Annotated in this window: 16 protein-coding genes; 8 read left to right on the forward strand and 8 right to left on the reverse strand. The window is 65.3% G+C overall.

The window, feature by feature from the left end:
• Positions 1-58 precede the first annotated feature (58 nt).
• The 7 genes from fmdA to urtA all read right to left on the reverse strand — a co-directional run bounded on the left by fmdA (position 59) and on the right by urtA (position 7,540).
• Positions 59-1,288 (reverse strand): formamidase, encoded by a 1,230-nt coding sequence (gene fmdA / locus ACLBX9_RS08185; protein WP_447718566.1) that lies wholly within the window; start codon positions 1,286-1,288, stop codon positions 59-61.
• A gap of 62 nt (positions 1,289-1,350) precedes the next feature.
• Positions 1,351-2,370 (reverse strand): alpha/beta fold hydrolase, encoded by a 1,020-nt coding sequence (locus ACLBX9_RS08190; protein ID WP_447718567.1) that lies wholly within the window; start codon positions 2,368-2,370, stop codon positions 1,351-1,353.
• Between the two features lie 9 nt (positions 2,371-2,379).
• Positions 2,380-3,144: an urea ABC transporter ATP-binding subunit UrtE gene (urtE, locus tag ACLBX9_RS08195; RefSeq protein ID WP_447718568.1), complete on the reverse strand. Its 765-nt coding sequence runs from the start codon at positions 3,142-3,144 to the stop codon at positions 2,380-2,382.
• 2 nt (positions 3,145-3,146) lie between these two features.
• Positions 3,147-3,932, reverse strand: coding sequence for an urea ABC transporter ATP-binding protein UrtD (gene urtD / locus ACLBX9_RS08200; protein ID WP_243966584.1), 786 nt, complete (start codon positions 3,930-3,932; stop codon positions 3,147-3,149).
• A 7-nt stretch (positions 3,933-3,939) separates the two neighbouring features.
• Positions 3,940-5,112, reverse strand: coding sequence for an urea ABC transporter permease subunit UrtC (gene urtC, locus ACLBX9_RS08205; protein ID WP_447718569.1), 1,173 nt, complete (start codon positions 5,110-5,112; stop codon positions 3,940-3,942).
• A 14-nt stretch (positions 5,113-5,126) separates the two neighbouring features.
• Positions 5,127-6,053 carry an urea ABC transporter permease subunit UrtB gene (urtB, locus tag ACLBX9_RS08210; protein WP_447718570.1) on the reverse strand — a complete coding sequence of 309 codons (927 nt, stop codon included), beginning with the start codon at positions 6,051-6,053 and terminating at the stop codon, positions 5,127-5,129.
• Positions 6,054-6,271: 218 nt separating this feature from the next.
• Positions 6,272-7,540 (reverse strand): urea ABC transporter substrate-binding protein, encoded by a 1,269-nt coding sequence (gene urtA / locus ACLBX9_RS08215; RefSeq protein ID WP_447718571.1) that lies wholly within the window; start codon positions 7,538-7,540, stop codon positions 6,272-6,274.
• A gap of 274 nt (positions 7,541-7,814) precedes the next feature.
• On the opposite strand from urtA, the gene ACLBX9_RS08220 reads away from it, so the two are divergent.
• The 7 genes from ACLBX9_RS08220 to ACLBX9_RS08250 all read left to right on the forward strand — a co-directional run bounded on the left by ACLBX9_RS08220 (position 7,815) and on the right by ACLBX9_RS08250 (position 22,591).
• The gene (locus tag ACLBX9_RS08220; RefSeq protein WP_447718572.1) at positions 7,815-11,204 is read left to right on the forward strand and encodes a hybrid sensor histidine kinase/response regulator; all 3,390 of its coding nucleotides are present in this window, start codon (positions 7,815-7,817) and stop codon (positions 11,202-11,204) included.
• On the forward strand, positions 11,197-12,108 hold the full coding sequence (locus ACLBX9_RS08225) for a response regulator (RefSeq protein ID WP_447718573.1): 912 nt from the start codon (positions 11,197-11,199) through the stop codon (positions 12,106-12,108). The genes ACLBX9_RS08220 and ACLBX9_RS08225 overlap by 8 nt, the downstream gene beginning before the upstream one ends.
• A gap of 340 nt (positions 12,109-12,448) precedes the next feature.
• A complete protein-coding gene (locus ACLBX9_RS08230; RefSeq protein ID WP_447718574.1) occupies positions 12,449-15,103 on the forward strand; it encodes an MGH1-like glycoside hydrolase domain-containing protein in 2,655 nt (884 codons plus the stop codon).
• Positions 15,104-15,945: 842 nt separating this feature from the next.
• Positions 15,946-17,406, forward strand: coding sequence for an HlyD family efflux transporter periplasmic adaptor subunit (locus ACLBX9_RS08235; RefSeq protein WP_447718575.1), 1,461 nt, complete (start codon positions 15,946-15,948; stop codon positions 17,404-17,406).
• Positions 17,407-17,447: 41 nt separating this feature from the next.
• Positions 17,448-18,638, forward strand: a complete 1,191-nt coding sequence (locus ACLBX9_RS08240; RefSeq protein WP_447718608.1) for a hypothetical protein — start codon at positions 17,448-17,450, stop codon at positions 18,636-18,638.
• A gap of 7 nt (positions 18,639-18,645) precedes the next feature.
• Entirely contained in the window at positions 18,646-20,619 is a 1,974-nt protein-coding gene (locus ACLBX9_RS08245) for a glycosyltransferase family 2 protein (RefSeq protein WP_447718576.1), read from the forward strand.
• Positions 20,620-21,013: 394 nt separating this feature from the next.
• A complete protein-coding gene (locus ACLBX9_RS08250) occupies positions 21,014-22,591 on the forward strand; it encodes an ABC transporter substrate-binding protein (RefSeq protein WP_447718577.1) in 1,578 nt (525 codons plus the stop codon).
• 154 nt (positions 22,592-22,745) lie between these two features.
• Here ACLBX9_RS08250 and ACLBX9_RS08255 read toward each other — a convergent pair whose 3' ends face one another.
• On the reverse strand, positions 22,746-23,357 hold the full coding sequence (locus tag ACLBX9_RS08255; RefSeq protein ID WP_158168562.1) for a helix-turn-helix domain-containing protein: 612 nt from the start codon (positions 23,355-23,357) through the stop codon (positions 22,746-22,748).
• Positions 23,358-23,525: 168 nt separating this feature from the next.
• Between ACLBX9_RS08255 and ACLBX9_RS08260 the strand changes: the two genes are divergently transcribed.
• Positions 23,526-24,854, forward strand: coding sequence for an MFS transporter (locus ACLBX9_RS08260; RefSeq protein WP_447718578.1), 1,329 nt, complete (start codon positions 23,526-23,528; stop codon positions 24,852-24,854).
• Positions 24,855-24,908: the final 54 nt, after the last annotated feature.

The following is a 24,908-nucleotide window of genomic DNA, read 5'->3' on the forward strand; positions in this document are numbered from 1 at the left end:
CCCGCACGGGAGAGGGGGCAGGTCGCGTCCGGTCAGACCGGACGCGCCCAACAATCAATTACAGATCGGGCGAGAGCGGCATCTGGATCGAGCCGTCGAGGAACTTAGTCGGTCCGTCGGCGCCCGGGTTGATGTCGAACTCGAAGATCTTAGTCGGTATCCAGAGCGTCGCGCAGGCATTCGGGATGTCGACGACCCCCGAGATGTGGCCCTGGACCGGCGCGGTGCCGAGGATCGAGTAGGCCTGCGCACCCGAGTAGCCGAACTTCTTCAGGTACTCGATCGCGTTCAGGCAGGCCTGCCGATAGGCGATGTGGACATCGAGGTAATGCTGGCCGCCGTGCTCGTCGACCGAGATTCCCTCGAAGATCAGGTGGTCGTCGTATTTCGGCGTAATCGGCGACGGCTTGAAGATCGGGTTCTTGATCCCGTACTTGGCCATGCCGTCCTTGATCAGCTCGACCTTGAGATGGACCCAGCCGGCCATCTCGATGGCGCCGCAGAAGGTGATCTCGCCGTCGCCCTGGCTGAAGTGCAGGTCGCCCATGGAGAGGCCAGCGCCGGGGACGTAGACCGGGAAGTAGATCTTCGAGCCGCGCGACAGATCCTTGATGTCGCAATTGCCGCCGTGCTCGCGGGGCGGGACCGTGCGGGCGCCGGTGGCGGCGGCCGCGTCCTTCGCCTCGCCCGTCAGGCGGCCCATATGGGCGGTCGGCCCGAAGGGCAGCGTGGCGAGCGCCGGGACGCGCTCCGGGTTGGTGTCGTAGAGCGCCTTTTCGCGGGTGTTCCAGGTCTCCAGCATCTTCGGATCGGGCAGGCAGCCTATCAGGCCGGGATGGATCAGGCCGGGAAAGCGCACGCCCGGGACGTGGCGGGACTTGGTGAACAGCCCCTCGAAGTCCCAGATCGACTTCTGGGCCTGCGGGAAGTGCTCGTCGAGAAAGCCGCCTCCGTTCTTCTTCGAGAAGAAGCCGTTGAAGCCCCACTGGCTCTCGGGCTTGGCGCCGATGTCGAGGAGGTCGACCACCAGCAGGTCGCCGGGCTCGGCGCCCTCGACGCCGATGGGACCCGAGAGGAAGTGCACGATCGACAAGTCGATGTCGCGCACGTCGTCGGCGGAATCGTTGTTCTTGATGAAGCCGCCGGTCCAGTCATAGGTCTCGACGATGAAGTCCGCGCCGGGCTTCACGTAGGCGACCATCGGGATGTCGGGGTGCCAGCGGTTGTGCACCATGTCGTTGTCGTAGGCCGATTCCGTGAGATCGACCTTGATCAGCGTCTCGGGCATCTTGTGTCTCCAGCTCCCTGAAACTCCGGGGCAGGCCCCGTCCGCGCGCCGCTGCGCGTCTCTCACCCGCTCGCGAGCAGCTCCTTGAGCGCGTCGTCGAGGACCTTAATGTCGTCCGGGCTCGTGCCGGGCCCGCCCGCGAAGTGGCCCCACCACGTGTCGATCACGCGCAGTTTCGCGTTCGGCATGGCGGCCGCCTCGATGGCGTTGTCCTCGGGCGGGAAATACAGGTCGGTCGAGGCGGGCATCAGGATCGCCTTGGCGCGGATGGCGCCGAGGGCGGCCGTGAAGTCGCCCTTGAAGGTGTCGTTGGCGCTGATGTCGCCGTGCTGCCACGTCCACAGCATGGCGAGCAGGTTGTTGGCGTCGCGTTCGTAGAACAGGCCTTCCCAGAAGCCGATCAGGAAGTCCTCCAGGGAGGCGTAGCCCATGTGGGTGATGTCGGCCTCGAGCCGGTAGAAGGTCTGGGACATGCCCCAGCCGGCATAGACCCGACCGAAGGCGCGCAGGCCCCGCGTCGGCGGACTCGTGTACCAGCCCTCGGCCCAGGCGGCGTCGGCCTGGAGCGCCGCCTTGGCGCCCTCTAGGAAGACGTGATTGTGCCGGGAGCACTTGGCCGAGCCCTGAAACGGCAGGATCTTCGGCACCATGTTGGGATACATCGACGCCCAGTGGTAGGTCTGGAGCGCGCCCATCGACCAGCCTGTGACCAGGACCAGCGTCTCGATGCCGAAATGCTCGGTGACGAGGCGGTGCTGGGCGCGGACATTGTCGTAGGCGGTGACGTTGGGAAAGCGCGGCCCGTTCCAAGGCGCGGGCGTGTTGCTCGGCGAGGACGAGAGCCCGTTGCCGAACATGTTCGGGATGATGATGAAGTACTTGTTCGGGTCGAGCGCCTTGCCGGAGCCGATAAGCCATTCGTTCTCGGTGTGCTGGCCCGAGTACCAGGTCGGATAGACGATGGCGTTGTCCTTGGCCGGGCTCAGCGTCCCAAAGGTCTTGAAGGCGAGCTTGGCCGCGCGGAGCGTCTTGCCGCACTGGAGCACGAAGTCGCCGAGTTCGAAGATCTCGTGATCGGCCATGCTGTGTCCCTAGACCGAGAGGAACCGGGCGACGGCGGCCTCGTCGATCCCGTCGCGCGGGGCCTCGTGGACGATGGCGCCGTTCTCCATGACGATCACCCGGTCGGCGACGTCGAGGGCGAAGCTCAGGACCTGCTCGGACACGACGATGGAGAGGCCGCGCGCGTCCCGGATCTTTTTGAGAGTCCGACCCATCTCGCGAATGATCGAGGGCTGGATGCCCTCGGTGGGCTCGTCGAGGAGCAGAACCTTCGGGCGGCTCGCCAGCGCGCGGGCGATGGCGAGCTGCTGCTGCTGCCCGCCCGACAGGTTGCCGCCGCGCCTTCCCTTCATCTCCAGCAGGACCGGGAACATATCGTAGAGGTCCTGCGGAACCTTGCGGGCGCCGGTGATCGTCAGGCCGGTCTCGATATTCTCCTGGACCGTCATGGTGGAGAAGATCATCCGGCCCTGTGGCACGTAGGCGAGGCCCTTGGCGACCCGAGCGTGGCTCTTGAGCCCGGCGACGTCCGCGCCCTCGACCTGGATCGAGCCGGCCTTGACCGGCACGAGGCCCATCAGGGTTTTCATCAGCGTGGTCTTGCCCATGCCGTTGCGGCCCATCACGGCGACGATCTCGCCGGGCGCCACCGAGAAGGTCAGCCCGTGCAGGACCTCGCTCTGGCCGTAGGCGGCGTGCAGGTCCTCGACGGCGAGCGCCGGCGTCGCGGACGGGATCGCGGCGAGCGGGGGCGCTTGGATTCCGGGCGCCTGCGCGGTTTGGAGAGACGCCATCGTCAATGTCCCAGATACACTTCGATGACCTTCGGATCGTTCTTGACCCGCTCCATCGAACCCTCAGACAGCACCTTGCCCTGGTGCAGGACCGTCACCCGGTGGGCGATGTCCTCGACGAATTTCATGTCGTGCTCGATCACCAGCACCGAGCGGCCCTTGATGATCTGGTTGAGCAGTTCGGCGGTCTTGATCCGCTCGCCGACGCTCATCCCGGCCACCGGCTCGTCGAGCATCAGCAGTTCCGGGTCCTGGATCAGCAGCATGCCGATCTCCAGCCACTGCTTCTGGCCGTGGCTCAGGAACTCGGCCCGCTCCTTGAGCTGGTCCTTCAGGAAGATCGTCTCGGCGATGGCATGGATGCGGTCGCGGACCTCCGCGTCCCGCTTGAACGTCAGCGCGCCGAAGACCGAGCGGCCGCGGGGAAACGAGATCTCCAGATTCTCGAACACCGTCAGGTCGTCGTAGATCGACGGCGTCTGGAACTTGCGGCCGACGCCGGCCTGCACGATCGCGCTCTCGGAGAGCTTGGTGAGCTCCTGGCCCTTGTACTTGATCGAGCCAGCGCTGGCCTTGGTGCGTCCGCAGATCAGGTCAAGGACCGTGGTCTTGCCGGCACCGTTCGGGCCGATAATCACCCGGATCTCGTCGGGTTCGACGTAGAACGACACGTCATTCACTGCCTTGAACCCGTCGAACGAGACGGTGAGCGCCTCGACGGCGAGGAGGTGGTCGGGCGGGGCGGCTTCGGCGCCGACCACGGGGGAGGAGAGGATCGCGGCGTTCATCGGGGACTCATTCGGCCGGGGCGCCGTGGGGCGGGACGATGGCAGGCGGCGGGGCGCGCAGGCCCTTCACCCGGCGGGTGAGGCGCGGCTCGATATGTTCGCGCCAGATGCCGGCAAGACCGTTCGGGAAGGCCAGCACCACGGCGATGAACAGGGCGCCGAGGCCGAAGAGCCAGAGATCCGGAAAGCTCTCGGAGAAGCTGGTCTTGGCCCAGTTGACGAGCAGGGTGCCCCAGACCGCGCCGAACAGGGACAGGCGCCCGCCGACCGCGGCGTAGATCACCATCTCGATCGAGGGGACGATGCCCACGAAGGAGGGCGACATGAACCCGACCTGCAGGGTGAACATCGCGCCGCCGATCGCCGCCAAGCCGGCGGCGAAGCAGAAGGCGAAGACCTTGAAGCCCGCCACCGAGTAGCCGGAGAAGCGGACCCGGTCCTCCTTGTCGCGCATAGCGACGAGAATCCGGCCGAGCTTCGACTTCTTCACGTACTGCGCCGCCAGGATGCAGGCGATCAGCAGGCCGCTGTTGACGAAGTACAAGATGGTCTTTGCGCTATCGGTGCGGATGTCCCAGCCGTGGAGGGTACGCAGGTCGGTGATGCCGTTGATGCCGCCGGTATAGCCCTGCTGGCCGACGATCAGGATCGTCAGGATTGCGGCGATCGCCTGGGTGATGATGGCAAAGTAGGTGCCGCCAACCCGTCGCTTGAACATCGCGTAGGAGATCAGCATCGCGAACAGGACCGGGACCGCGACGACGAGGATCAGCGTCAGAGGCAGGCTCTTGAACGGCTGCCAGAACCAGGGGAGCGCCGTGATCTGGTTCCAGTCCATGAAGTCCGGTATGCCCGGCGTCGACTGGATCTTCGTGTTCTCGATGCTAGAAGCCTCCAGCTTCAAGTACATCGCCATGCAATAGCCGCCGAGGCCGAAGAAAACGCCTTGGCCGAGGGAGAGAATGCCCGCGTAGCCCCAGCAGATGACGAGGCCGAGGGCCACGAAGGCGTAGGTCAGGTACTTGCCAACGAGGTTGAGGCGGAAGCCGTCGAGCACCAGCGGCAGGACGACCAGGATCACCCCGGCCAGCAGGAGCAGGCTGAGCCACTCCACCGGCTTCATGAACGGGTTGTCGTTCACGGTGACGGATCTCGTGAGGGCCTGGACGGGGTTGGTCATCTTGAAAATGATCCTCAGCGCCGGACCTTGAGGGTGAAGAGGCCTTGGGGCCTCAGCATCAGGATGCCGACCACCGCGAGCAGGGTGATCACCTTGGCCATCGAGCCGGAGAGGAAGAACTCCAGGGTCGACTGCGTCTGCGAGATCGAGAAGGCCGACGCGATGGTGCCCAAGAGGCTCGCGGCGCCGCCGAACACGACGATCAGGAAGGTGTCGACGATGTAGAGCTGGCCCGAAGTCGGTCCGGTGGATCCGATCATCGTGAAGGCCGAGCCGGCGATACCCGCGATGCCGCAGCCGAGGCCGAAGGTGTAGCGGTCGACCTTCTCGGTATCGATGCCAACCGCCCCCGCCATGGCGCGGTTCGACATCACGGCGCGGACCTTCTGGCCGAAGCGCGAGCGGAAGATCAAGAGCGCGACGCTGACGGTGATCAGGATGGTGACGGCCATGACGAACAGGCCGTTGATCGGGATCTCGATCGTGTCGGTGACCTGCACGGAGCCGATCAGCCAGGAGGGCAGCTCGACGCCGACCTCGCGGGCGCCGAAGATCGACCGGTAGGCCTGTTGGAGGATCAGCGACAGGCCCCAGGTGGCGAGCAGCGTGTCGAGCGGGCGCTTGTAGAGGAACCGGATCAGGCCCCATTCCACCAGCATGCCCAAGGCCCCGGAGGCAAGGAACGCCAGTCCCATCGCGATGAAGAAGTAGATCGGGAAGAGGGCCGGCATGTAGGTCTGGAAGAAGGTCGAGCAGAGGTAGGTGACGTAGGCGCCGAGGATCATGAACTCGCCGTGGGCCATGTTGATCACGCCCATCTGGCCGAAGATGATCGCGAGCCCCAGCGCCATCAGCAGGTAGACGGAGAACAGGATCAGGCCGGCGAAGCCCTGCATGGCGAAGATCGCGCCGAGATCGCTGAAGGAATAATCGCCGAGCATGATCCTCTTTCCCCGATCCGATACGCGATCCGCTCTCGGCGGATAGCCGTGATCCCACTCAGACCACCTCATCCTGAGGTGCCGAAGCGCAGCGGAGGCCTCGACGGAGGGCTCCAGAACCCGCGCGAGTCCTGGGGGACTCCTTCGAGGCAGGGCGATCGATGATCGCTCTGCACCTCACGATGAGGTCGCGTGTTGGAGGCGCGAGTTTCGCGCGATTATTGATACCCCTTTGGGAACGGATCCGGCTTGATCAGCTCGGGACTGGTGTAGACGATCTCGAACTGGCCATCCGGCTTGGCTCGGCCGACCCGGGTCTTCGACCAGAGGTGATGGTTCTCGTCGATCTTCACGTAGCCTTCCGGCGCGCCCTTGAACTCGATGCCGGGCGAGGCCGCTACCACCTTGTCGACGTCGAACGAGCCGGCCTTCTCGCAGGCCATCTTCCACAGGAACGGTCCTAGATAGGCCGCCTGCGTCACGTCGCCGATCACGGTCTTCTCGCCCCACATCTTCTTGAAGGCGGCTACGAAGGCCTTGTTGTTCTCGTTGTCGATCGACTGGAAGTACTTCATGCAGGCGTAGGCGCCGGCGATATTCTCGCCGCCGATGCCGTCGATTTCGTCCTCGGTGACCGAGATCGTCATCAGCACCTGCTTCGACAAGTCGATACCCGCCGCCTTGAGCTGCTTATAGAACGCCACATTCGAGCCGCCGACCACGTCGGCGAAGATCACCTTTGGCTTGGTCAGCTTAATCTTGTTGATCACCGAGTTAAACTGCGTGTGGCCGAGCGGGAAGTATTCCTCGCCCACCACTTTGCCCTTGAGCACGTTCTCGACGTGCTTGCGGGCGATCTTGTTGGAGGTGCGCGGCCAGATGTAGTCGGAGCCGATGAAGTAGAAGCTGTCGCCACCCTTCTCCTTGTGCACCCAGTCGAGGCCGGCGAGGATCTGCTGCGTCGCCTCCTGGCCGGTGTAGAAGACGTTCTTCGACTGCTCCAGGCCCTCGTAGAAGGTCGGGTAATAGAGCAGGCCGTTGTACTGCTCGAAGACCGGCAGAACTGCCTTGCGCGAGGCCGAAGTCCAGCAGCCCATCACGGCGGCGCAATGGTCGTTGACGAGCAGCTTCTTGGCCTTCTCGGCGAAGGTCGGCCAGTCGGACGCGCCGTCCTCCTGAATGATCTTGATCTTGCGGCCCAGCACGCCACCGGCATCGTTGATCTGCTGGATCGCGAGTTTTTCCGCTTCCTGCGCGCCCGTCTCCGAGATCGCCATCGTGCCGGTGATCGAGTGCAGGATGCCGACCGTCACCTCGCTGTCGGTCACCGCGAGGCCGGTTGAGTTGACCGCGGCGGTTGCGGGCGCGGCCCAGACCGTCCGCGGCATCAGCGCCAACGCCGGGGCGCCGGCCAGCCCCATCAGCAGCCTGCGCCGCAACGGGGAGCGCAAGCCGTGATCCGCGCCCTTGTCGGTGTCGTCTGCCATCTGCCTAACCCTGTTCCCGTCCGGGCCTTTGAGAGGCGGCCGCGGATCGACGAGCGCAGGCTAGGTCGGCTACCGCGGTGCAGCATATACGCTATTTTGCGTATGGCCGGCCTCTTGCCTCTGCCGCACCGTCGCTCCGTCTAGTCCGGGAACCGATGGCGTTCAGGGTCGAGTCGTCCAGTCGCGCACGGGCGCATCGTGCCGCGCGTCGCAAGATTCGCGCGCTCGCGCGCGCTTGCCCTGGTGACCCCAGTCGGGTCTGGATCGGCGCCCGATGAGCGGCCCGCAGCGCATCATCCCGATCCGGCGCGACTACAATCGCTTCGTCGCGGATGAGACGCTCGAGGATTACGCGCTGCGCTTCACGGCCAAGAAGGCCCGGCGCTGGTCCGGATTCGAAGTGGCGCAGACGGCGCTCGGCTCGATCTCGTTCCTGGCGCTGGAGGCGATCGGCGGCACGCTCGTCCTCACCGCGGGTTTCGTCAACGCGCTGGCGGCGATCCTTGTCGTCGGCCTGATTATCTTCGCCACCGCGGCGCCAATCACCACCTACGCGGCGCGCTACGGCGTCGACATGGATCTGCTCACCCGCGGGGCCGGTTTCGGCTATCTCGGCTCAACGGTGACGTCGCTGATCTACGCGAGCTTCACCTTCCTGTTCTTCGCCATCGAGGCGGCGATCATGGCGCTCGCCCTGCAGCTCTGCCTCGGGTTGCCGCTCTGGATCGGCTACCTCATCTGCGCGAGCGTCGTGATCCCGTTAGTAGCCTACGGTATCCGTCTCATCAGCCGGCTCCAGATCTGGACGCAGCCGCTCTGGCTTGCCCTCGGGCTGCTCCCCCTCGTCTGCATCGCCGCCCGGGATCCTGCCGCGTTGCGTGCGCTGGCCACGTTTCCCGGTCTCGACGGCACGGGAGACCGGTTCGACCTCGCCCGGTTCGGCACCGCCACCGGCGTGCTGCTCGCGCTGCTGGCGCAGGTCGGCGAGCAGGTGGATTTCCTGCGCTTCGTGCCCGAGCCGGCCTCCGCGCGCGATCGAAACTGGTGGCTCGCGGTCCTGGCGGGCGGCGCCGGTTGGATCCTGCCCGGCATGGTCAAGATCCTGCTGGGCGCGGGTCTCGCTGTCCTCGCCCTCGCGCACGGCGTCCCACCCGACAAGGCTGCCGAACCGACCCAGATGTACCGCGTCGCCTTCGGTTACGTGACCGGCGGAAGCGACCAAGCGGCGCTTTTGCTCATGGGCGCCTTCGTCCTCGTCTCGCAACTCAAGATCAACCTGACCAACGCCTATGCCGGCTCGATCGCGTGGTCGAACTTCTTCTCGCGCCTCACGCACAGCCATCCGGGCCGGGTCGTCTGGCTCGTCTTCAACGTCGCCATCGCCTTGCTGCTGATGATGCTCGGCATCGACAAGACCATCGAGAGCACCCTCCCGCTCTATGCCTGTGTCGTCTCCGCCTGGGTCGGGGCGCTCGCCGCCGATCTGGCCGTCAACAAGCCCCTCGGCCTGTCCCCGCCGGGTATAGAGTTCAAGCGGGCGCATCTCTACGCGGTCAACCCGGTGGGCACCGGGGCGATGCTGCTCGCCCTGGCGGCGGGCTGCCTGCTGCACCTCGGTCTGTTGGGCGCGCTGCTGCAGGCCTTCGCCCCGATGCTGACGCTCGCCATCGCGTTCTGCGCGGCGCCCGCCTTGGCTTGGGCGACCCGGGGGCGCTGGTATCTGGCCCGGTCACCGCGCTTGGATTGGGGACAGGGCGAGATCACCTGCCGGGTCTGCGAGCTGCCCTTCGAGGGCGAGGACATGGCCCATTGTCAGGCCTACGACGCCCCGATCTGCTCGTTGTGCTGCTCCCTCGACGCACGCTGCGGCGACCTCTGCAAGCCCCACGGTCGGCTGGAGGTTCAGGCCCAAGACATCCTCGGACATGTCCTGCCGCGCCGCACCGCCGCCTGGATCGGGGCGCCGCTCGGACGCTATCTCGCGGTGATGCTGACGCTCTGCACGGTGATCGGCCTGATCCTCGGCGTCGTGCATGCGGGTGCGAGCATCGCTCACCCGGACCATCGCGAGGTCCTGCGCGCAGCGCTGACGAGCGTGTTCTTCATTCTCGTCGTCATCCTTGGGGTCGTTGCCTGGCTGTTCGTGCTCGCGCAGGAGAGCCGGCGGGTCGCTCAGGCCGAGACGCGGCGCCAGTCCGCCCTCTACGAGGCCGAGATCGCGGCGCACAAGGTGACCGACGCGAAGCTGCAGGAGGCCAAAGAGCGCGCCGAGGCCGCCAATCAGGCGAAGAGCCGCTACGTCGTCGGCCTGAGCCATGAATTGCGAACGCCGCTGTCCAGCGTGCTCGGCTACGCCCAGCTCCTAGAGACGGACCCGACGATTCCCGCGGCGCGCCTCAACGGCATCCGGGTCATCCGGCGCAGCGCCCAGCATCTCTCGGGCCTGATCGACGGGCTTCTCGACATCTCGCGAATGGAGGCAGGCCGCCTGCTGATCAACCGCGACGAGATTCGGCTCTCAGATTTCCTCGACCAGCTCGCCGACATGATCCGGCTCCAGGCGCGCGAGGCCGGGCTCGATTTCCGCTTCACGCGCCCCGAGATTTTGCCCCAGGTCGTCGCCACCGACGAGAAGCGCCTCAGACAGGTGCTTCTCAATCTGTTGTCGAACGCCATCAAGTTCACGCCGTGCGGCACGGTCTCGCTCGACCTGAGCTACCGCAGCCAAGTAGCGGTCTTCACGATCCGCGACACGGGCCCCGGCATCCCGGAGGCGGACCTGGCCCGGATATTCGAGCCGTTCGAGCGCGGCTCGACGCCGGCCGCTCGCAGCACGCCCGGAACCGGACTCGGGCTCACCATAGCCAACCTGCTGGCGCAACTCCTCGGCGGAGAGATCACCCTGACAGCCGCGCCGGGTGGAGGAACGCAGGCGCGACTGCGCCTGATGCTGGCCGCGGTGACGCAGCCCGCGCACGCGTCCGCATCCGCTGCCGCGCCCGTATCCCGCACGGAGCCCGCCTATGCGGGACCGCGCAGAACCGTGCTCGTGGTCGACGACGATACGGCGCACCGCACGCTGATGCGCGCCATCCTGGAACCGCGCGGGCTCACCGTACGCGAGGCCGAGACTGGACCTGCTTGCCTCGCGGCCGTCGCGGGGTCGACGGAGGGCATCGACCTGATCTTCTTGGACATCGCGATGCCGGGCCTCAGCGGCTGGGACGTGGCGGCGACGCTGCGCGGGCGGGGCTACACCGGGCCGATCGCAATGATGTCCGCCAACGTCCACGAACTCGGGCCCTTGCGGGGCGACAGCCCGCCCCACGACGCGATCCTCACCAAGCCCTTCGATCTGCGCGACGTGTTGGACAGGACCGGTGCCCTGCTGCGTCTCGACTGGACGGAGGGGACCGAAACATCCTCCGCGGCTGCAGCGCCGGAAGATCAGCCCGCGACGGCCCGTCCCGGCGCCGGCCATGTCGGCGAACTGCTGCAACTCGGTCGGATCGGGCATATCCGGGGCATCGAGGCAAAGCTCGCGGCCATGGAGCAGGACGAGTCCGTGCCTCAGGCTTTCGTCGTGCAGATGCGCGGCTTGATCGCCGGCTACGACCTGCGTCGCTACCTCATGGTCTTGAAGGAGTTCGCCGGCGATGACTGAGCCCGGCCGCGACGTGATCCTCGTCGTCGACGACTCGCCCGAGACCCTGAGCTTCCTGACGGACGCGATCGAGCGCTCGGGCGCGACGGTGCTGATCGCGGTGGCGGGCGACCTCGCCCTCGCCCTCGTCGACGAGGTTACCCCCGACGTGATCCTGCTCGACGCGGTCATGCCCGGCCTCGATGGCTTCGAAACCTGTCGCCGCCTCAAAGCGAAGCCGCACCTCGCCAGCGTCCCGGTGATCTTCATGACCGGTCTCAGTGAGACCGAGCACATCGTGCGGGGCCTCGACGCCGGCGGCGTCGACTACGTGACGAAGCCTATCGTCCCCGACGAACTTCTGGCCCGCATCCGCACCCATCTGGCCGGGGCGCGATCCGCACGCAGCGCCCGCACCGCACTCGACGCGATGGGGCGGACCCTGCTGGCGGTCTCGGCGAACGGGCGGGTCCTGTGGTGCACACCGCAAGCCGGGCAACTCATCGCCGCGCTGGCCCCGACATCCGACGGCGTGCTGTCCCTGCCGTCCGATGCCGTCGCGTGGCTGCGGGCCTGCCTCGCGGGGACCTCACCCGGCCCCGTGACGCTGAAGGGACCGAGCGGGTCATCGCACACGTTCAGCTTCGTCGGTGGTACGGCCGAGGAGATCCTCCTGCGGCTTTCGCAGAACGATCCGGCCCAGAGCCTCGCCCGGCTGCGTGCGCGCCTGCCCCTCACTGCACGGGAGGCGGAAGTTCTACTCTGGCTGTCTCAAGGCAAGTCGAGCCGCGACATCGGCGAAATCCTCGGTCTCAGCCACCGGACAGTGACCAAGCACCTCGAGGCTATCTACGCCAAACTAGGTGTCGAGAACAGGACTGCAGCATCCGTGATCGCCAATCGTTACCTGCAGGGCGGCGGTTGAACCATTGCCCTGGGCCAAGGCGATCCAGCCGCAGCTGGCCTCAATGCTCCCGACAGACCAACGCGTTCGACGATCGCTGACAGGCGAACGACAGACGTGGAACATTTCCGGAATGCCCGCATTCCGTGGCGCAACCTCTGACACGTGCAGCATTTCGGCCGTGAGTCACCCGGGCCTCGACGCTCCGTCCGCGACGCTTGGCTTCGATGATGCATCGCGGCCTTGATCAAGACCCGATCACTCGGAATTCCATGATCTACGCCCTGCCTCATCGTGCGGCTGTTCGAACGAGTCCTGTCCGTTATCCCGCCTCGGCTGCCCACGTTCGGAAGGCGCGGGCGTGAGCGACGCGATCGATTGGGCAGAACGGCGCCGGATCGCCGAGCAGGCGCGCGGCGAGCGGCCTTGGTCCCTCTGGGGGCCGTATCTCAGCGAGCGGCAATGGGGCACGGTGCGCGAGGATTACAGCCGCGACGGCAATGCCTGGGGCTCGCTGACCCACGACGATGCGCGCTCGCGCGCCTACCGCTGGGGTGAGGATGGGCTCGCCGGCATCTGCGACGAGCGCGGCCTGCTCTGCCTCGCGCTCGGCCTGTGGAACGGGCGCGACCACATCCTGAAGGAGCGCCTGTTCGGCCTGACCAACGAACAGGGCAACCACGGCGAGGACGTCAAGGAGCACTATCACTATCTCGATGCCGTCCCGAGCCACGCCTACCTCAAGTACCTCTACCGCTATCCGCAGGCGGCTTATCCCTACGACGACCTGGTGCGTGAGGGCCTGCAACGCGGCCGCAACGTGCCCGAATACGAGATCGACGACACGGGGATCTTCGAGGGCAACCGCTTCTTCGACGTGATCGTCGAATACGCCAAGGCGGATGTGGACGACATCCACGTCATCGTCTCCGCGACGAACCGCGGCCCGGAGGCCGCCGACCTCCACCTCGTCCCGCAGCTCTGGTTCCGCAACACGTGGTCGTGGCGGGAGAACGGCCTGCAGCCGCACCCGCGTCTCGCGGCCCACCCGGAGGGCGGCATCGCCTGCGAGCATCCGCGCCTCGGCCGCTATCGGCTGGCCTTCGAGGGCACGCCGGAGGTGCTGTTCTGCGAGAACGAGACGAACCTGCGCCGCCACGCCGGACAGACCGAGGCTGATGGCCCGTTCAAGGATGGACTTCACACGGCAATCGTCGGGGGCGACGCGACGGCGATCCGGCGCGATGCCGGGACAAAGCTCGGCCTGCACTACGCGCTCCGCCTGGAAAGGGGTGAATCGAAGCGAATCCGTTTGCGGCTGTCAGCCGGAACACGGGCGCGCCCGCTCGATGTCGACGGCGGCATCCGCGACCTCCGCGTTGCCGAGGCCGACGCCTTCTACGACGACCTTCAAAACGGGATCAGCGATCCGGATGCTCGCGCGATCTTCCGGCAGGCCGCCGCGGGGCTGATCTGGTCGAAGCAGCTCTACACCTACGACGTCCAAGTTTGGCTCAAGGGTGATCCGCTGCAGCCGGTACCGCCCCGAGAGCGCGACGGCGGCCGCAACACCCACTGGCGGCACTTCGCGGCCTCGGACGTGCTCTCGATGCCGGACAAGTGGGAATACCCATGGTTCGCCGCTTGGGATCTCGCCTTCCATTGCCTGCCGCTCGCACTGCTCGATCCAGATTTCGCCAAGAAGCAGCTCCTGCTGCTGACGCGCGAGTGGTACATGCACCCGAACGGTCAGCTCCCGGCCTACGAGTGGGAGTTTTCCGACACCAACCCTCCGGTCCATGCCTGGGCGACCTACCGGGTGTTCCAGATCGACCGGGAGCGCCGCGGCGGCCGCGGTGACCTCGCCTTCCTTGAAGGCGTCTTTCACAAGTTGCTGATCAACTTCACGTGGTGGGTCAACCGCAAGGACGCGGGTGGTCGCAACGTCTTCCAGGGCGGCTTCCTGGGCCTCGACAATGTCGGCGTGTTCGACCGGTCGCGTCCGCCGCCGGGCTTCGGCATGGTGCATCAGGCCGACGGGACCGCCTGGATGGCGATGTACGCCCTCACCATGATGCGCATCGCCCTCGAGCTGGCGCTCCACAACGACGTGTACGAGAGCACCGCTTCGAAGTTCTTCGAGCACTTCCTCCTCATCGCCGAGGCCATGACCGATATGGGCGGCGAGGGCTTCGGCCTCTGGAACGAGGATGACGAGTTCTACTACGACGAGGTCGATATTCCCGGCACCGGGCTGCTTCCCATGCGCGTCCGCTCCATGGTCGGCCTAGTGCCGCTCTTTGCCGTCGAGGTGATCGAGCCCTCGGTGCTGCAGCGCCTGCCGGATTTCGCCCGGCGCCTCAACTGGCTGCTGGAGAACCGCCCGTACCTGGCGCGCCTCGTCTCGCGTTGGGACGAGGGCGGCGTCAAAGACCGCAAGTTGCTGTCCCTGCTGCGCGGTCATCGCATGAAGGCGCTGCTGCGGCGTATGCTCGACGAGGCGGAGTTCCTATCGCCCTTCGGCATCCGCTCCCTGTCGAAGGCGCATCGGGACCAGCCCTATGCCCTCAATGAATTCGGCGCCTCCTTCACGGTCCGCTACGATCCGGCTGATTCCACCTCGAACATGTTCGGTGGCAACTCCAACTGGCGCGGACCCGTGTGGATGCCGATGAACTACCTGATCATCGAGGCATTACGCCGCTTCTACACCTATTACGGCGATGATTTCCTCGTCGAGTTCCCCACCGGCTCGGGGGAGATGCGCACGCTCGCCGCGATTGCCGACGCACTCCAGGACCGGCTGATCGCACTGTTCATGAAGGATGAGGCCGGTCGTCGTCCGGTCTTCGGTGACCGGCCGGCGGTTCCGGCCGCCGCAGGTGCCGAAGAGGCGCTGTTGTTCCACGAATTCTTCGACGGCGACACCGGTCGCGGACTGGGCGCCTCCCACCAGACCGGCTGGACGGCGCTGATCCTCAACCTTCTGCACCACCGGGCCAAAGCCTGCCTTTAGACAGCCTGTTGGTCGGGCGGATGCTCAAGGCAGGTTTGCACGGGGCGGTTTGCATCCGTCCGCGTCCTTAAGGCCCAATCTCCCATATCGATCTGACGTTTGCCCGAACGTCCGATCTTCCGATGCGGCCCAGCAGATGCGGGGCGTCGGATATCCGTGCGATCCGGCCGCTCAGGTGAGCCGGCTGGCGACTCTGCAATCGGCCGGCGGAAACTCGGCCGCCCGCGGCACGCGGCTATGCGGAGCAGACCCAGTACGCTGCGACGGCAGGGCCAACGCGGATAGGGTACCGTTTCGTCCGCCCCTATTCGTCACGTCCGTCGCCAGACAGGACGAATGAAAATAACCACAAAATTTTTATTGGAACCGCCCTCGGCCGCCTGCCGTTATCATGCTTGGCAGTAATGAGAGTTCGAAATATCTGCCGTTGAAACCACGGAGAGTTTCGTGTAGCGATATTTAAATTCGAGTTGTGCCTATGGATCAATCATCATTTGGTGCATAGTAAAGCAGCTTCGATCAAATTTAATGCAGGCGCGACTTTTTCAGTTCAAAACTTCATGTTTTGAAAAAGCCTTTCTGTCAAAAATGGGCGTTCGGCAAGTCTCGACGCACTCTGTGACAATCTGGCGCGTTTGACCAAAATCTTAAGTTTTTGTTAAGAATTACCCAGACGCAAGGCCTTCGCGAAGTTGTGGCGGAGTCGCGTGCGGTGCTGCGCGGTCGTCGATGCTCGGCAATGAGTATCGACGATGCTGCAAAACGACACTTCATGCCAGTGTTTCGATCATAAGAGCATGATCTGGAGGTGACGCCGGCTTCAAGTCCGAAAGGAGTTGACCATGCCGCCCCGGTCGAAGACCTCCTTACTGAATGGATTCGGCGTATTCGCGCAGGGCAATCGATCCGGCATGCACACGCGGGTGGTGCGCGTCTCGGCCTACTCGGTTGCCACAGTGCTCGCGATCCTGATGACGAGCGCGGCGCTACCGCCCCTCATTTCAGATCAATCCGATCGCGCCGTCATCAACGCGCCGATCACGTTGATCACTGCTCCGATCGCCGGCGAGGTCACCCAGGTGGCACCCCTCATCGGTCAGGATTTGGCGCCCGGCGAGAGTATAGCTTACATCCACAACGGCCGTATCGATCAGAGTACGCTGATTGGTCTCAACAGCAAATCCGACGAGCTACATGCAGGACTGATCTCGGCTCGTCAGAAAATTGCGTCTGACAGATCTTATATCGCCTCGCTTGAGGTCGAGATTCGCAATCAGGTTGAGCAGAGAAGTTTGGCGCTCGATGGAGAGATCGCGGAGGCAAAAGCTCGCGTCGCTGCAGCAGACGCGGAGAGCCAGTCCACCAAAGCAATCGCGGATCGCCAGCAGGCGCTGGTCTCTCTGAATACGGCCAGCATCAACTTACTTCGTCCTACACAGCACAAGCTCGCCGCAGCGCGCTTCGACAGGGATGCCGAAACGGCCAAGCTGGCGCAGAAGATGAGCGAGCTCGGCGCTGTCAAGAAGGGAATCTTCGTCGGGAGTCAGTCGAGTAGTCTGGCGGCGCTGATGCAGAAGCGCCGAGATCTGACCTACGATGCCGAGCGCCTCGAGATCGAGGCGGAACAGCTGGCCGCCAGCGTCAGGGCGTATCAAGCCACGGCCGACGCGGAACGAAGGCGGCTGGACAGGTTGACGGATGCCAGCGTGCGCGCGATGCGCGGTGGCGTGGTGCTCAATCTCGGCGTTGCGCAAGGGCGTCACGTCAATCCAGGCGATTCGATCGCGACCCTGGTCGATTGCGATCAGTCCTTTGCGGTCGGCATCTTCTCCTACCGACAGGGTCACGACCTTGCGGTCGGCACGCCCGTCACGATCTCGGCCGCTGGGCCGGATGTGCCGCGACGCGGATGGGTCAGCGAGGTCCTGCCGAAGACGAGCGACAAGACGGATCAACTTTACGCCGTTCCGTTTCCCCAGACCGAGCGGCGCGAGATGTACGTCCTGGTGAGCTTCGACCGCTCGAAATCCAATCGTGCGGAGCAACGCTTCCTACCCAGGAAGCGTACCAGCCCCTGCTCCGTCGGGGAATGGGTGACGATCACGCGCGAGAACGGCTGGATTCCGTCCGCGTCAGTCGCTTGGAAAACAATCGCTTCGACCGTCGCTTGGCCGGTCAACCTCGCCACGGGAGCGATCTCCAGCGGTGTTACTGCTGTGGCGGTGCTGACTTCGCCGATTCCTGTCGCCGATGCTGCCGTCCGTAAGCAACCGGTCGAGCGGCGGGCGGAGAACCTGCGGTGATCGGGCTCGCCGTCGGGGCATTGGGGTTCTTGCTGCTGATCATGGAAGCGCAAGCGGGTCCTCGGGTTCATCCGCTGGCCGCATCGCTTTGCGCAGTTCTCGCCCAGGCCGTTGACGCAGAAGGGCGCGGGCCGGTCATGGTGGCAAGCTACAGGCCGGGTCCGCACGAGTCAGAGCTGCCGAAGGCCTTAGGCCATTCGGCCTTCACGTACGACAACGCGCTGGCCGCGATCGCCCTCACCGCTTGCGGACAGATCGGTCGCGCCCGCCGCATAGGCGATGCGCTGCTGCAGGCGGTCCGGAACGATCGCACATTTCACGATGGCCGCGTGCGCAATGCCTATCGTGCCGGTCCGATCGGTGATGGCGCGCCCGCCCTACCGGGCTGGTGGGATGCCGAGCAGAAGCTCTGGGCTGAGGATGCCTATCAGGACGGAACCGCCACCGGCAACGTCGCCTGGGCGGCGCTCGCCCTCCTGACCCTCGATGCCGCCGCCCCCACGGGGGGATACCGCGCGGGCGCCGCCCGCCTGCTCAGTTGGATCGGCACCAATACTCTCGACAGCCGCAGCCCGGCAGGCTTCACCGGTGGGTTCGACGGATTTGATCCCATTCAGACCCGGCTGATCTGGAAATCGACTGAGCACAACCTCGATGTTCATGCCGTCGCCATATGGCTGTATAGACTCGACGGCCGACCGGACGACGCACGCCTTGCTGCCAAGGCGCGCGGTTTCCTCGATGCGGTTTTCGTCGCCAAGGAAGGCGGGTTTCGGTTGGGCACGCGGCCCGACGGCACGCTTCAGGGTCTCGACCAGATCGCGCTGGATACGCAGCTTTGGCCGCAGATCGGCGTAGCCGACGCGCCGGCCCCATGGCGCCGGGCCCTCGACCTCGCCGCGCGCACGATGGCGCTGCCGGGCGGCTACGACTTCAATGGTGACCGGGATGGCGTTTGGGTTGAGGGCACCGCCCAAGCCTCGCTGACGCTACGGGCGATGGGAAGCATCCGACAGGCCGATCAACTCCTCGATGGTCTCCAGCGCGAGGTCTCGCCGTCGGGCTATCTCTACGCTTCGAGTATCCCCCGCCTGACCACCGGTCTCGCAATCGGGCCCGCTAGCACGGAAAACGACTTCTACTACTTCCGGCGGCCGCATCTTGGCGCTACGGCCTGGGCCGTCCTCGCAGGAACCGGCTGGAATCCCTTCAGCGGAAACAGACTGGAGTAGCGCGCTGATGTTCGAAGCGCCGCAGGATGCCGCGTCAGTCCTCACCCTCGATCTCGGTATCTTGATCAGCCTCCTGCTCATGGCCGGCTTGCTTGATCGCACGAGCGCAGTCGCCCGCATCCTGTTCGGGACGACCGCCGTAACGTTCATCCTCTGCTACGCGGCGTGGCGCTGGCACGACACTTTGCCGAGCGGCGCTGACACGGGACTGGTCCTGCTCTGGCCCTACGTGTTCATCGCCTTCGAGACAGTGGCGATCGTCTACACGCTGATGTCCATCGTCATCCTGTTTCGATTCAAGGATCGTTCCCGCGAAGCGGATTGGGCTGAGGCGTGTCTCGATGCCAGCGGCGCTTGGCCGGCCGTCGACATCTTCATTTGCACCTACAACGAGCCGCTCGATGTAATCGAGAAGGCCGTCGTCCCCGCACTCGCCGTCGATTACCCGAACGCGACCGTCTGGGTCTGCGATGACACCCGCCGGGCTTGGCTGAGGGACTATTGTTCGACGGTCGGCGCCCAGTATCTGACCCGCCCCGACAATACGGGTGCCAAGGCGGGCAACCTCAACAACGCTCTGCGGCGCACAGCTGAACGAACCAATGCACCGCTGATCCTCGTGCTCGACGCCGATTTTGCCGTCGCACCCAACATCCTGCGCCGCATGGTCGGGCTGTTCCACGATCGACGGGCGGCGGTCGTGCAGACGCCTCAGTTTTTCTTCAACGCCGACCCGATCCAGCACAACTTGATGGCGGCCGAAGCCTGGGTCGACGATCAGCGGATCTTCTTCGACATCTTCCAGCCGGCCAAGGATGCGTGGGGCTGCGCATTCTGTGTGGGCACTTCATTCCTGGTCCGCCGCGACCGGGTCAACGAAATGGGTGGCTTTCCGCACGATGCGATTTGCGAAGACATCAATCTGACCTACTCGCTGATGCGGCACGGCTACCGGACGCACTGGCTCAACGAGCGGCTGAGCGCCGGCCTCTCGGCCGAGGGGCTGCCCGAATACGTCACTCAGCGCACCCGCTGGTGCCTTGGCACGATCCAAGTCGCCCTGCTGAAGAGCGGGCCGTTTCGCGGGCGGAATTACAGCTTGGCGGAGCGGCTGCACTACCTGCACGGCGTGCTGAACTGGCTGTGCAAGCCGTTCATCGTGCTGATGCTGGCGGCGCCGTCTATCTACTGGATCTTCGACATCCCGGCATTCGAAGCGGATTACCTATCCTTCATGCGCTATGGCGTTCCGGCCCTCTTGGCACTCTGGGTCTACAGCGGCTGGATTTCAGCTCGGCGCACGCTGCCTTTGTTCATGGAGGTGACCCACATCATGACCGCCTTGGCGATCACGATCACCCTGGCTTCAGCGGTCATCCGCCCCTTCGGACGGCCATTCAAGGTCACCGACAAGGGCGGAGACCGTACCGTCTCGATTGTGCGCTGGCGAATGGCGGCCGGCTTCGGAGGGATGGCAATGCTGTCGGCTGCCTCGATCGTATGGTCTTTCGTCTCGCCCTACGGGGCCACGGAGATCGCGCCTATCGATTTTTTCAACCTTATCTGGGCGGGCGTGGCGATGCTGTTCAGCTTTGTCGCCTTCCTGGTCTGTTTCGAGCGGCCGCGCGGTGCGGAACGGTTCGCGATCGACGAGGCGACGCGGGTTGAGATCGACGGATCGACCTACGCGGTCACGCTCGCCCGTCTCGGTATGGAGAACGCCCTGCTGCAGGGCCGGCTGCGAGACGGCGTCGCGCCCGGGATGGCGATGTGGGTATGGATCGAGACTGCAGGCTGGGTCGCGGCCCGAGTCGCGCGGTCGGTCGGCTGCACGCACGAGATCTGCCTTGCGCCCGATCCCGCGCAGCACCGAGCCCTGATCCTGCGGCTTTTCACGACCGCAATCGATCCGATCGCCCGGAGCGCCAGCCTAAGCATTGCCCTGCGGAGCCTCATACATCGATGTTTCAGAGCAGGTTGACCCGTTTCGCCACGTCTACGCCGGGAGCAAAGTCCGGGCAGCACCAAGAGGCATATCACAATCACAAGGGTCGAACCGGATTGAGATGAGGATCCAAAAATCTCCCTGATGCGTAAGATCGAATGCAAACAGCAATGTCCGCTGACGGGATGTCAGCACATGTGGTTGAACGGCCGAGATGGGCGCCAAGCTGAACGTCCGGTTCTGAACGCGATGGCGATCCGGCGTGACGAAGTCTGGCCGAAAGCGGAACGGCAGCTTTCGAAGGGATGTAGCGCAGAAACGGACGCCGATCGCTCCAAGATCGGCCTGGTCGATCGCTCCGTCCAGCTACTCAGTCTCCGTGGCATGCCATCTGCACGACGAACGCCACCCGTCGGATTGGAGGCGCTTGATGAGACGACGCGATGTGCTTGCTGGAGCCGCTGCTTCCCTCATCGCCGCGCCAAGCCTCGTGCGTGCACAGGCCGCGACAACACTCAAGTTCATTCCCTACGCCGACCTTGCCCTGCTCGATCCGTTGGTCAGCGCCTTCGTCACCCGCAACCACGTGATGATGGTCTTCGACACCCTCTACGCCCTCGACGCCGCCGGTTCGCCTCGGCCGCAAATGGTTGGCGGCGAGAGCGTCGAGGATGGGGGCCGGCGCGTTCGGCTCACCCTGCGCGACGGGCTGAAATTCCACGACGGGACCCCCGTTCTCGGACGGGATGTCGTCGCCAGTCTCCGACGATGGGCGAGCACCGACTCCTTCGGCCAGGCGCTGATGGCTGCCACCGACGAACTCTCAGCGCCGTCCGACACGACGGTCGAATTGCGCCTGAAGCGCGCGTTCCCACTCCTACCAAACGCCTTGGCCAAGCCGACGAACCTCATGGCCGCCATCATGCCGGAGCGGCTGGCTGCGACACCGCCCACCACCCGCCTGACCGAGATGGTCGGCTCAGGTCCATTCCGCTTCGTCGCGAACGAGCGCGTGCCAGGCGCGCGCAACGTGTACCGCCGCTTCGAAGGCTACGTGCCGCGGACTGACGGAGCGCCGAGCTTCTGCGCCGGTCCGCGCATCGCCCATTTCGACCGCGTCGAGTGGCTAACGAACCCGGACCCAGGCACGCAGGTCGCCGCCCTCCAGGCCGGCGAGGTCGACTGGGTCGAGCAGCCGCTCATGGATCTCGTGCCGAGCTTGCGCACGAACAGGGCGATCAAGCTCCAGGTCGTGGAAGACAAGGGCCTTATCGGCGTCCTGCGCTTCAATTTCCTCCACCCTCCCTTCGACAACCCGGCGATCCGGCGCGCCGTGCTGCAGGCCGTCAACCAGACCGAATTCATGCAGGCGGTCGCAGGCGAGAACGCCGCTGTAGACACCCGCGTCGGCGTGTTTGGCCCCGCCGGCCTGCCCATGGCAAATGATTCCGGAATGGAGGCGCTGAGCGGGAAGCACGACGTCGCCAAGCTCAAGCGCGACATCGCCGCGGCCGGCTATAAGGGCGAGCGGGTCGTATTCCTGACAGCGACGGACGTTCCGCGCATCAACGCGATCTGCAGCGTAGGCGTCGAGATGATGCGTCAGCTCGGCCTGAACGTCGACGAAGTCTCCACCGACTGGGGTAGTGTGGTGCAGCGTTCCACAAGCCAACAGCCAATCGACAAAGGCGGCTGGAGCGTGTTCGGCTCGTTCTGGGGCGGCTACGACGTGATGAACCCAGCGGGTCACCTGCTGCTACGTGGCACCGGGCTGAAAGCCTGGAACGGCTGGCCCACGGACGAACGGCTTGAGAACCAACGCCAATCCTGGATAGACGCCGCGGACCAAGCCGAGCGGCTCGAGATTGCGAGGCAAATTCAAGTCCAGGCATTTGAGGACGTGCCGTTCCTACCCTTGGGTTCGTACCTCCAGCCGACGGCCTACCGTGCAGATCTCGCCGGTATGCATGTGGGCCTGCCGCTATTCACAAATATCCGGCGGTCTTGACTCAGATCTCGATGTGGCCAACCGAGCGTTCGAACCACATCAACTCAGCTCGTCGTCAGCCGGTCGTGTGTACTGGAGCGGGACCGAAAGCGGCGTGAAAATTGCCCAGGGTGTTGTTTTAGGCGGCGACCCTATCCGGCGTTAGAGGAGACGCTCACCGCAGCCGCGTTGCGTCGATCACTAGGAAGTACTGGCAAGCCTCCGCCCCAAGATTGGTGAAGGCGTGCCCAGCATCGGCCTCGAAATACAGGCTGTCCCCCTCCTCGACCACGAGGGACCGCTCGCCGATGACGGCGCGTAGGCGCCCCTTCAGCACGAAGATGTATTCCGAGACGCCCCTGCGGTGAGCGACGAACTCCCCCGCCGTCGCCCCCGGCGGCAGGGTGTTGAGCACAATGTCGATTCCCCGACCCGGCAGGACGGGCGAGAGGCAGCGGCGCAGGAAGCCCGTCTCCTCGTCGCGCAGCACCGGCTGACGGGCGGCGGGGATCAGCAGCACCTCCCGGTCGGTAGCGGGAGACATCAGGCGCGAGAAGGTCACGTCCAGTGCCTCGGCGAGGCGCGAGAGCACCGCCGTCGACGGCACCGCCTCGCCGCGCTCCACCTTCGAGATCATCGACCGGCTCACTCCCGATAGGGCGCTCAGCGCCTCCAGGGAGAGATCCCGCTCCTTGCGCCGCCGACGGATTTCCCCGGCGAGAACCTGGAGCTGTGAGCGGGCCTCCGCGTCGGCCTGCTCGCGCCGCCCCTCTGTCATGACCGTCATCGGCACGCCGTCCTGGTCCCCCGGCCAGTGCGCTCCCTCGTTCCCGGAAGCTCGTAGGAGGCACTTAGCACGGCCGGCGTGGCCGTGTCCGCCGGAACGGCGCTGAGGGTTGGCACGCGGCTTGTATCAACTCGAGTGGAAATTCCTCTTGCAAAGTGGATGCCCGACATGCTCGACGCTGCCCTCCCGATGGATGGAACCCTGCCGGCCGCGCAGGATCCCGTGACCCCCGCGGACCGCCGCCAGATCGTCTGGTCGAGCGTCATCGGCACCACCATCGAGTGGTACGACTTCCTGATCTACGGCACGGCCAGTGCGCTGGTGTTCAACAAGCTGTTCTTCCCCAGCATCGACCCGGCGGTGGGGACCATCGCGGCGTTCGGCTCCTATGCGGTGGGCTTCCTGGCGCGGCCCCTCGGCGGGGCGGTGTTCGGCCATTTCGGCGACCGGGTCGGGCGCAAGGCCATGCTGGCCCTGACCCTGATGATCATGGGCATCGGCACCTTCCTGATCGGCTGTCTGCCGACCTATGGGCAGATCGGCCTCCTGGCCCCGGTCCTCCTCGTCGCCCTGCGCCTGGTCCAGGGCATCGGGATCGGCGGCGAATGGGGCGGCGCCGTGCTGATGGTGGTGGAGAGCGTGCCGCAGGAGCGGCGCGGCTTCTTCGGCAGCGTCGTCCAACTCGGCTACCCGATCGGGGTGATCCTCTCGATCGGCGCCTTCGCGCTGACCGGCCTTCTGCCGGAGGAGGCGTTCCTGTCTTGGGGCTGGCGGGTGCCGTTCCTGGCGAGCGCGCCGCTGGTCCTCGTCGGCCTGTTCATCCGCCTGCGGCTGCACGAGACTCCGGCCTTCCGGGCGATCAAGGCGCGTTCGGCGATGGCCCGGCTACCGGTGATGGAGATCCTCACAGGACATCCTGGCCTGTTTCTGAAGGCAGTGGGCCTGAAGGTCTCGGAGATCGCCTATGTGAGTGTGGTGACCGTGTTCTCGATCTCCTATGTCACCGGCCAACTTGGGCTGTCGCGAGGCGTGATCCTCAACGGGATTCTGATCGCGGCGGTGATCGAGCTCTTCACCATCCCGGCCTTCGGCTGGCTGTCGGACCGCTACGGCCGCAAGACCCTGTTCGTGGCTGCCTGCCTGTTCTCGATCGCCTTCGCCTTCCCGATGTTCCAGCTCCTCGACACCCGCAACCCGACCATCATCGCTCTGACGGTGGCGATCGCCCTCAGCTTTGGCCAGGGCATCATGTTCGGGACTGGGGCCGCCTGGATGTCCGAGATGTTCCACGCCCGCCTGCGCTACAGCGGCGCCTCCCTCGGGTTCCAGGTCGGCGCGGCCTTGAGCGGCGGCTTCACCCCGCTGATCGCCGCCGCGCTCCTCGCCTGGAGCGGCGGGGCGACGTGGCCGATCTCGACATACCTCATCGTCCTCGCCTGCGTGACCCTCGCGGCGACCTTCCTTGCGCCCGAGACGGCCCGGCAGCCCATCGACTGAGCGAGGTAACGGCCGCATCATCGATGCGGAACACGTGATCCTGCAGTGGACATT

It is taken from the genome of Methylobacterium sp. A49B, from assembly GCF_053346215.1.

Coding starts and splice junctions, on each gene's coding strand:
- fmdA (WP_447718566.1), bottom strand. CDS start 1,288: ATGCCCGAGACGCTGATCAAGGTCGATCTCACGGAATCGGCCTACGAC.
- ACLBX9_RS08190 (WP_447718567.1), bottom strand. CDS start 2,370: ATGGCCGATCACGAGATCTTCGAACTCGGCGACTTCGTGCTCCAGTGC.
- urtE (WP_447718568.1), bottom strand. CDS start 3,144: ATGGCGTCTCTCCAAACCGCGCAGGCGCCCGGAATCCAAGCGCCCCCG.
- urtD (WP_243966584.1), bottom strand. CDS start 3,932: ATGAACGCCGCGATCCTCTCCTCCCCCGTGGTCGGCGCCGAAGCCGCC.
- urtC (WP_447718569.1), bottom strand. CDS start 5,112: ATGACCAACCCCGTCCAGGCCCTCACGAGATCCGTCACCGTGAACGAC.
- urtB (WP_447718570.1), bottom strand. CDS start 6,053: ATGCTCGGCGATTATTCCTTCAGCGATCTCGGCGCGATCTTCGCCATG.
- urtA (WP_447718571.1), bottom strand. CDS start 7,540: ATGGCAGACGACACCGACAAGGGCGCGGATCACGGCTTGCGCTCCCCG.
- ACLBX9_RS08220 (WP_447718572.1), top strand. CDS start 7,815: ATGAGCGGCCCGCAGCGCATCATCCCGATCCGGCGCGACTACAATCGC.
- ACLBX9_RS08225 (WP_447718573.1), top strand. CDS start 11,197: ATGACTGAGCCCGGCCGCGACGTGATCCTCGTCGTCGACGACTCGCCC.
- ACLBX9_RS08235 (WP_447718575.1), top strand. CDS start 15,946: ATGCCGCCCCGGTCGAAGACCTCCTTACTGAATGGATTCGGCGTATTC.
- ACLBX9_RS08240 (WP_447718608.1), top strand. CDS start 17,448: ATGGAAGCGCAAGCGGGTCCTCGGGTTCATCCGCTGGCCGCATCGCTT.
- ACLBX9_RS08245 (WP_447718576.1), top strand. CDS start 18,646: ATGTTCGAAGCGCCGCAGGATGCCGCGTCAGTCCTCACCCTCGATCTC.
- ACLBX9_RS08250 (WP_447718577.1), top strand. CDS start 21,014: ATGAGACGACGCGATGTGCTTGCTGGAGCCGCTGCTTCCCTCATCGCC.
- ACLBX9_RS08255 (WP_158168562.1), bottom strand. CDS start 23,357: ATGACGGTCATGACAGAGGGGCGGCGCGAGCAGGCCGACGCGGAGGCC.
- ACLBX9_RS08260 (WP_447718578.1), top strand. CDS start 23,526: ATGCTCGACGCTGCCCTCCCGATGGATGGAACCCTGCCGGCCGCGCAG.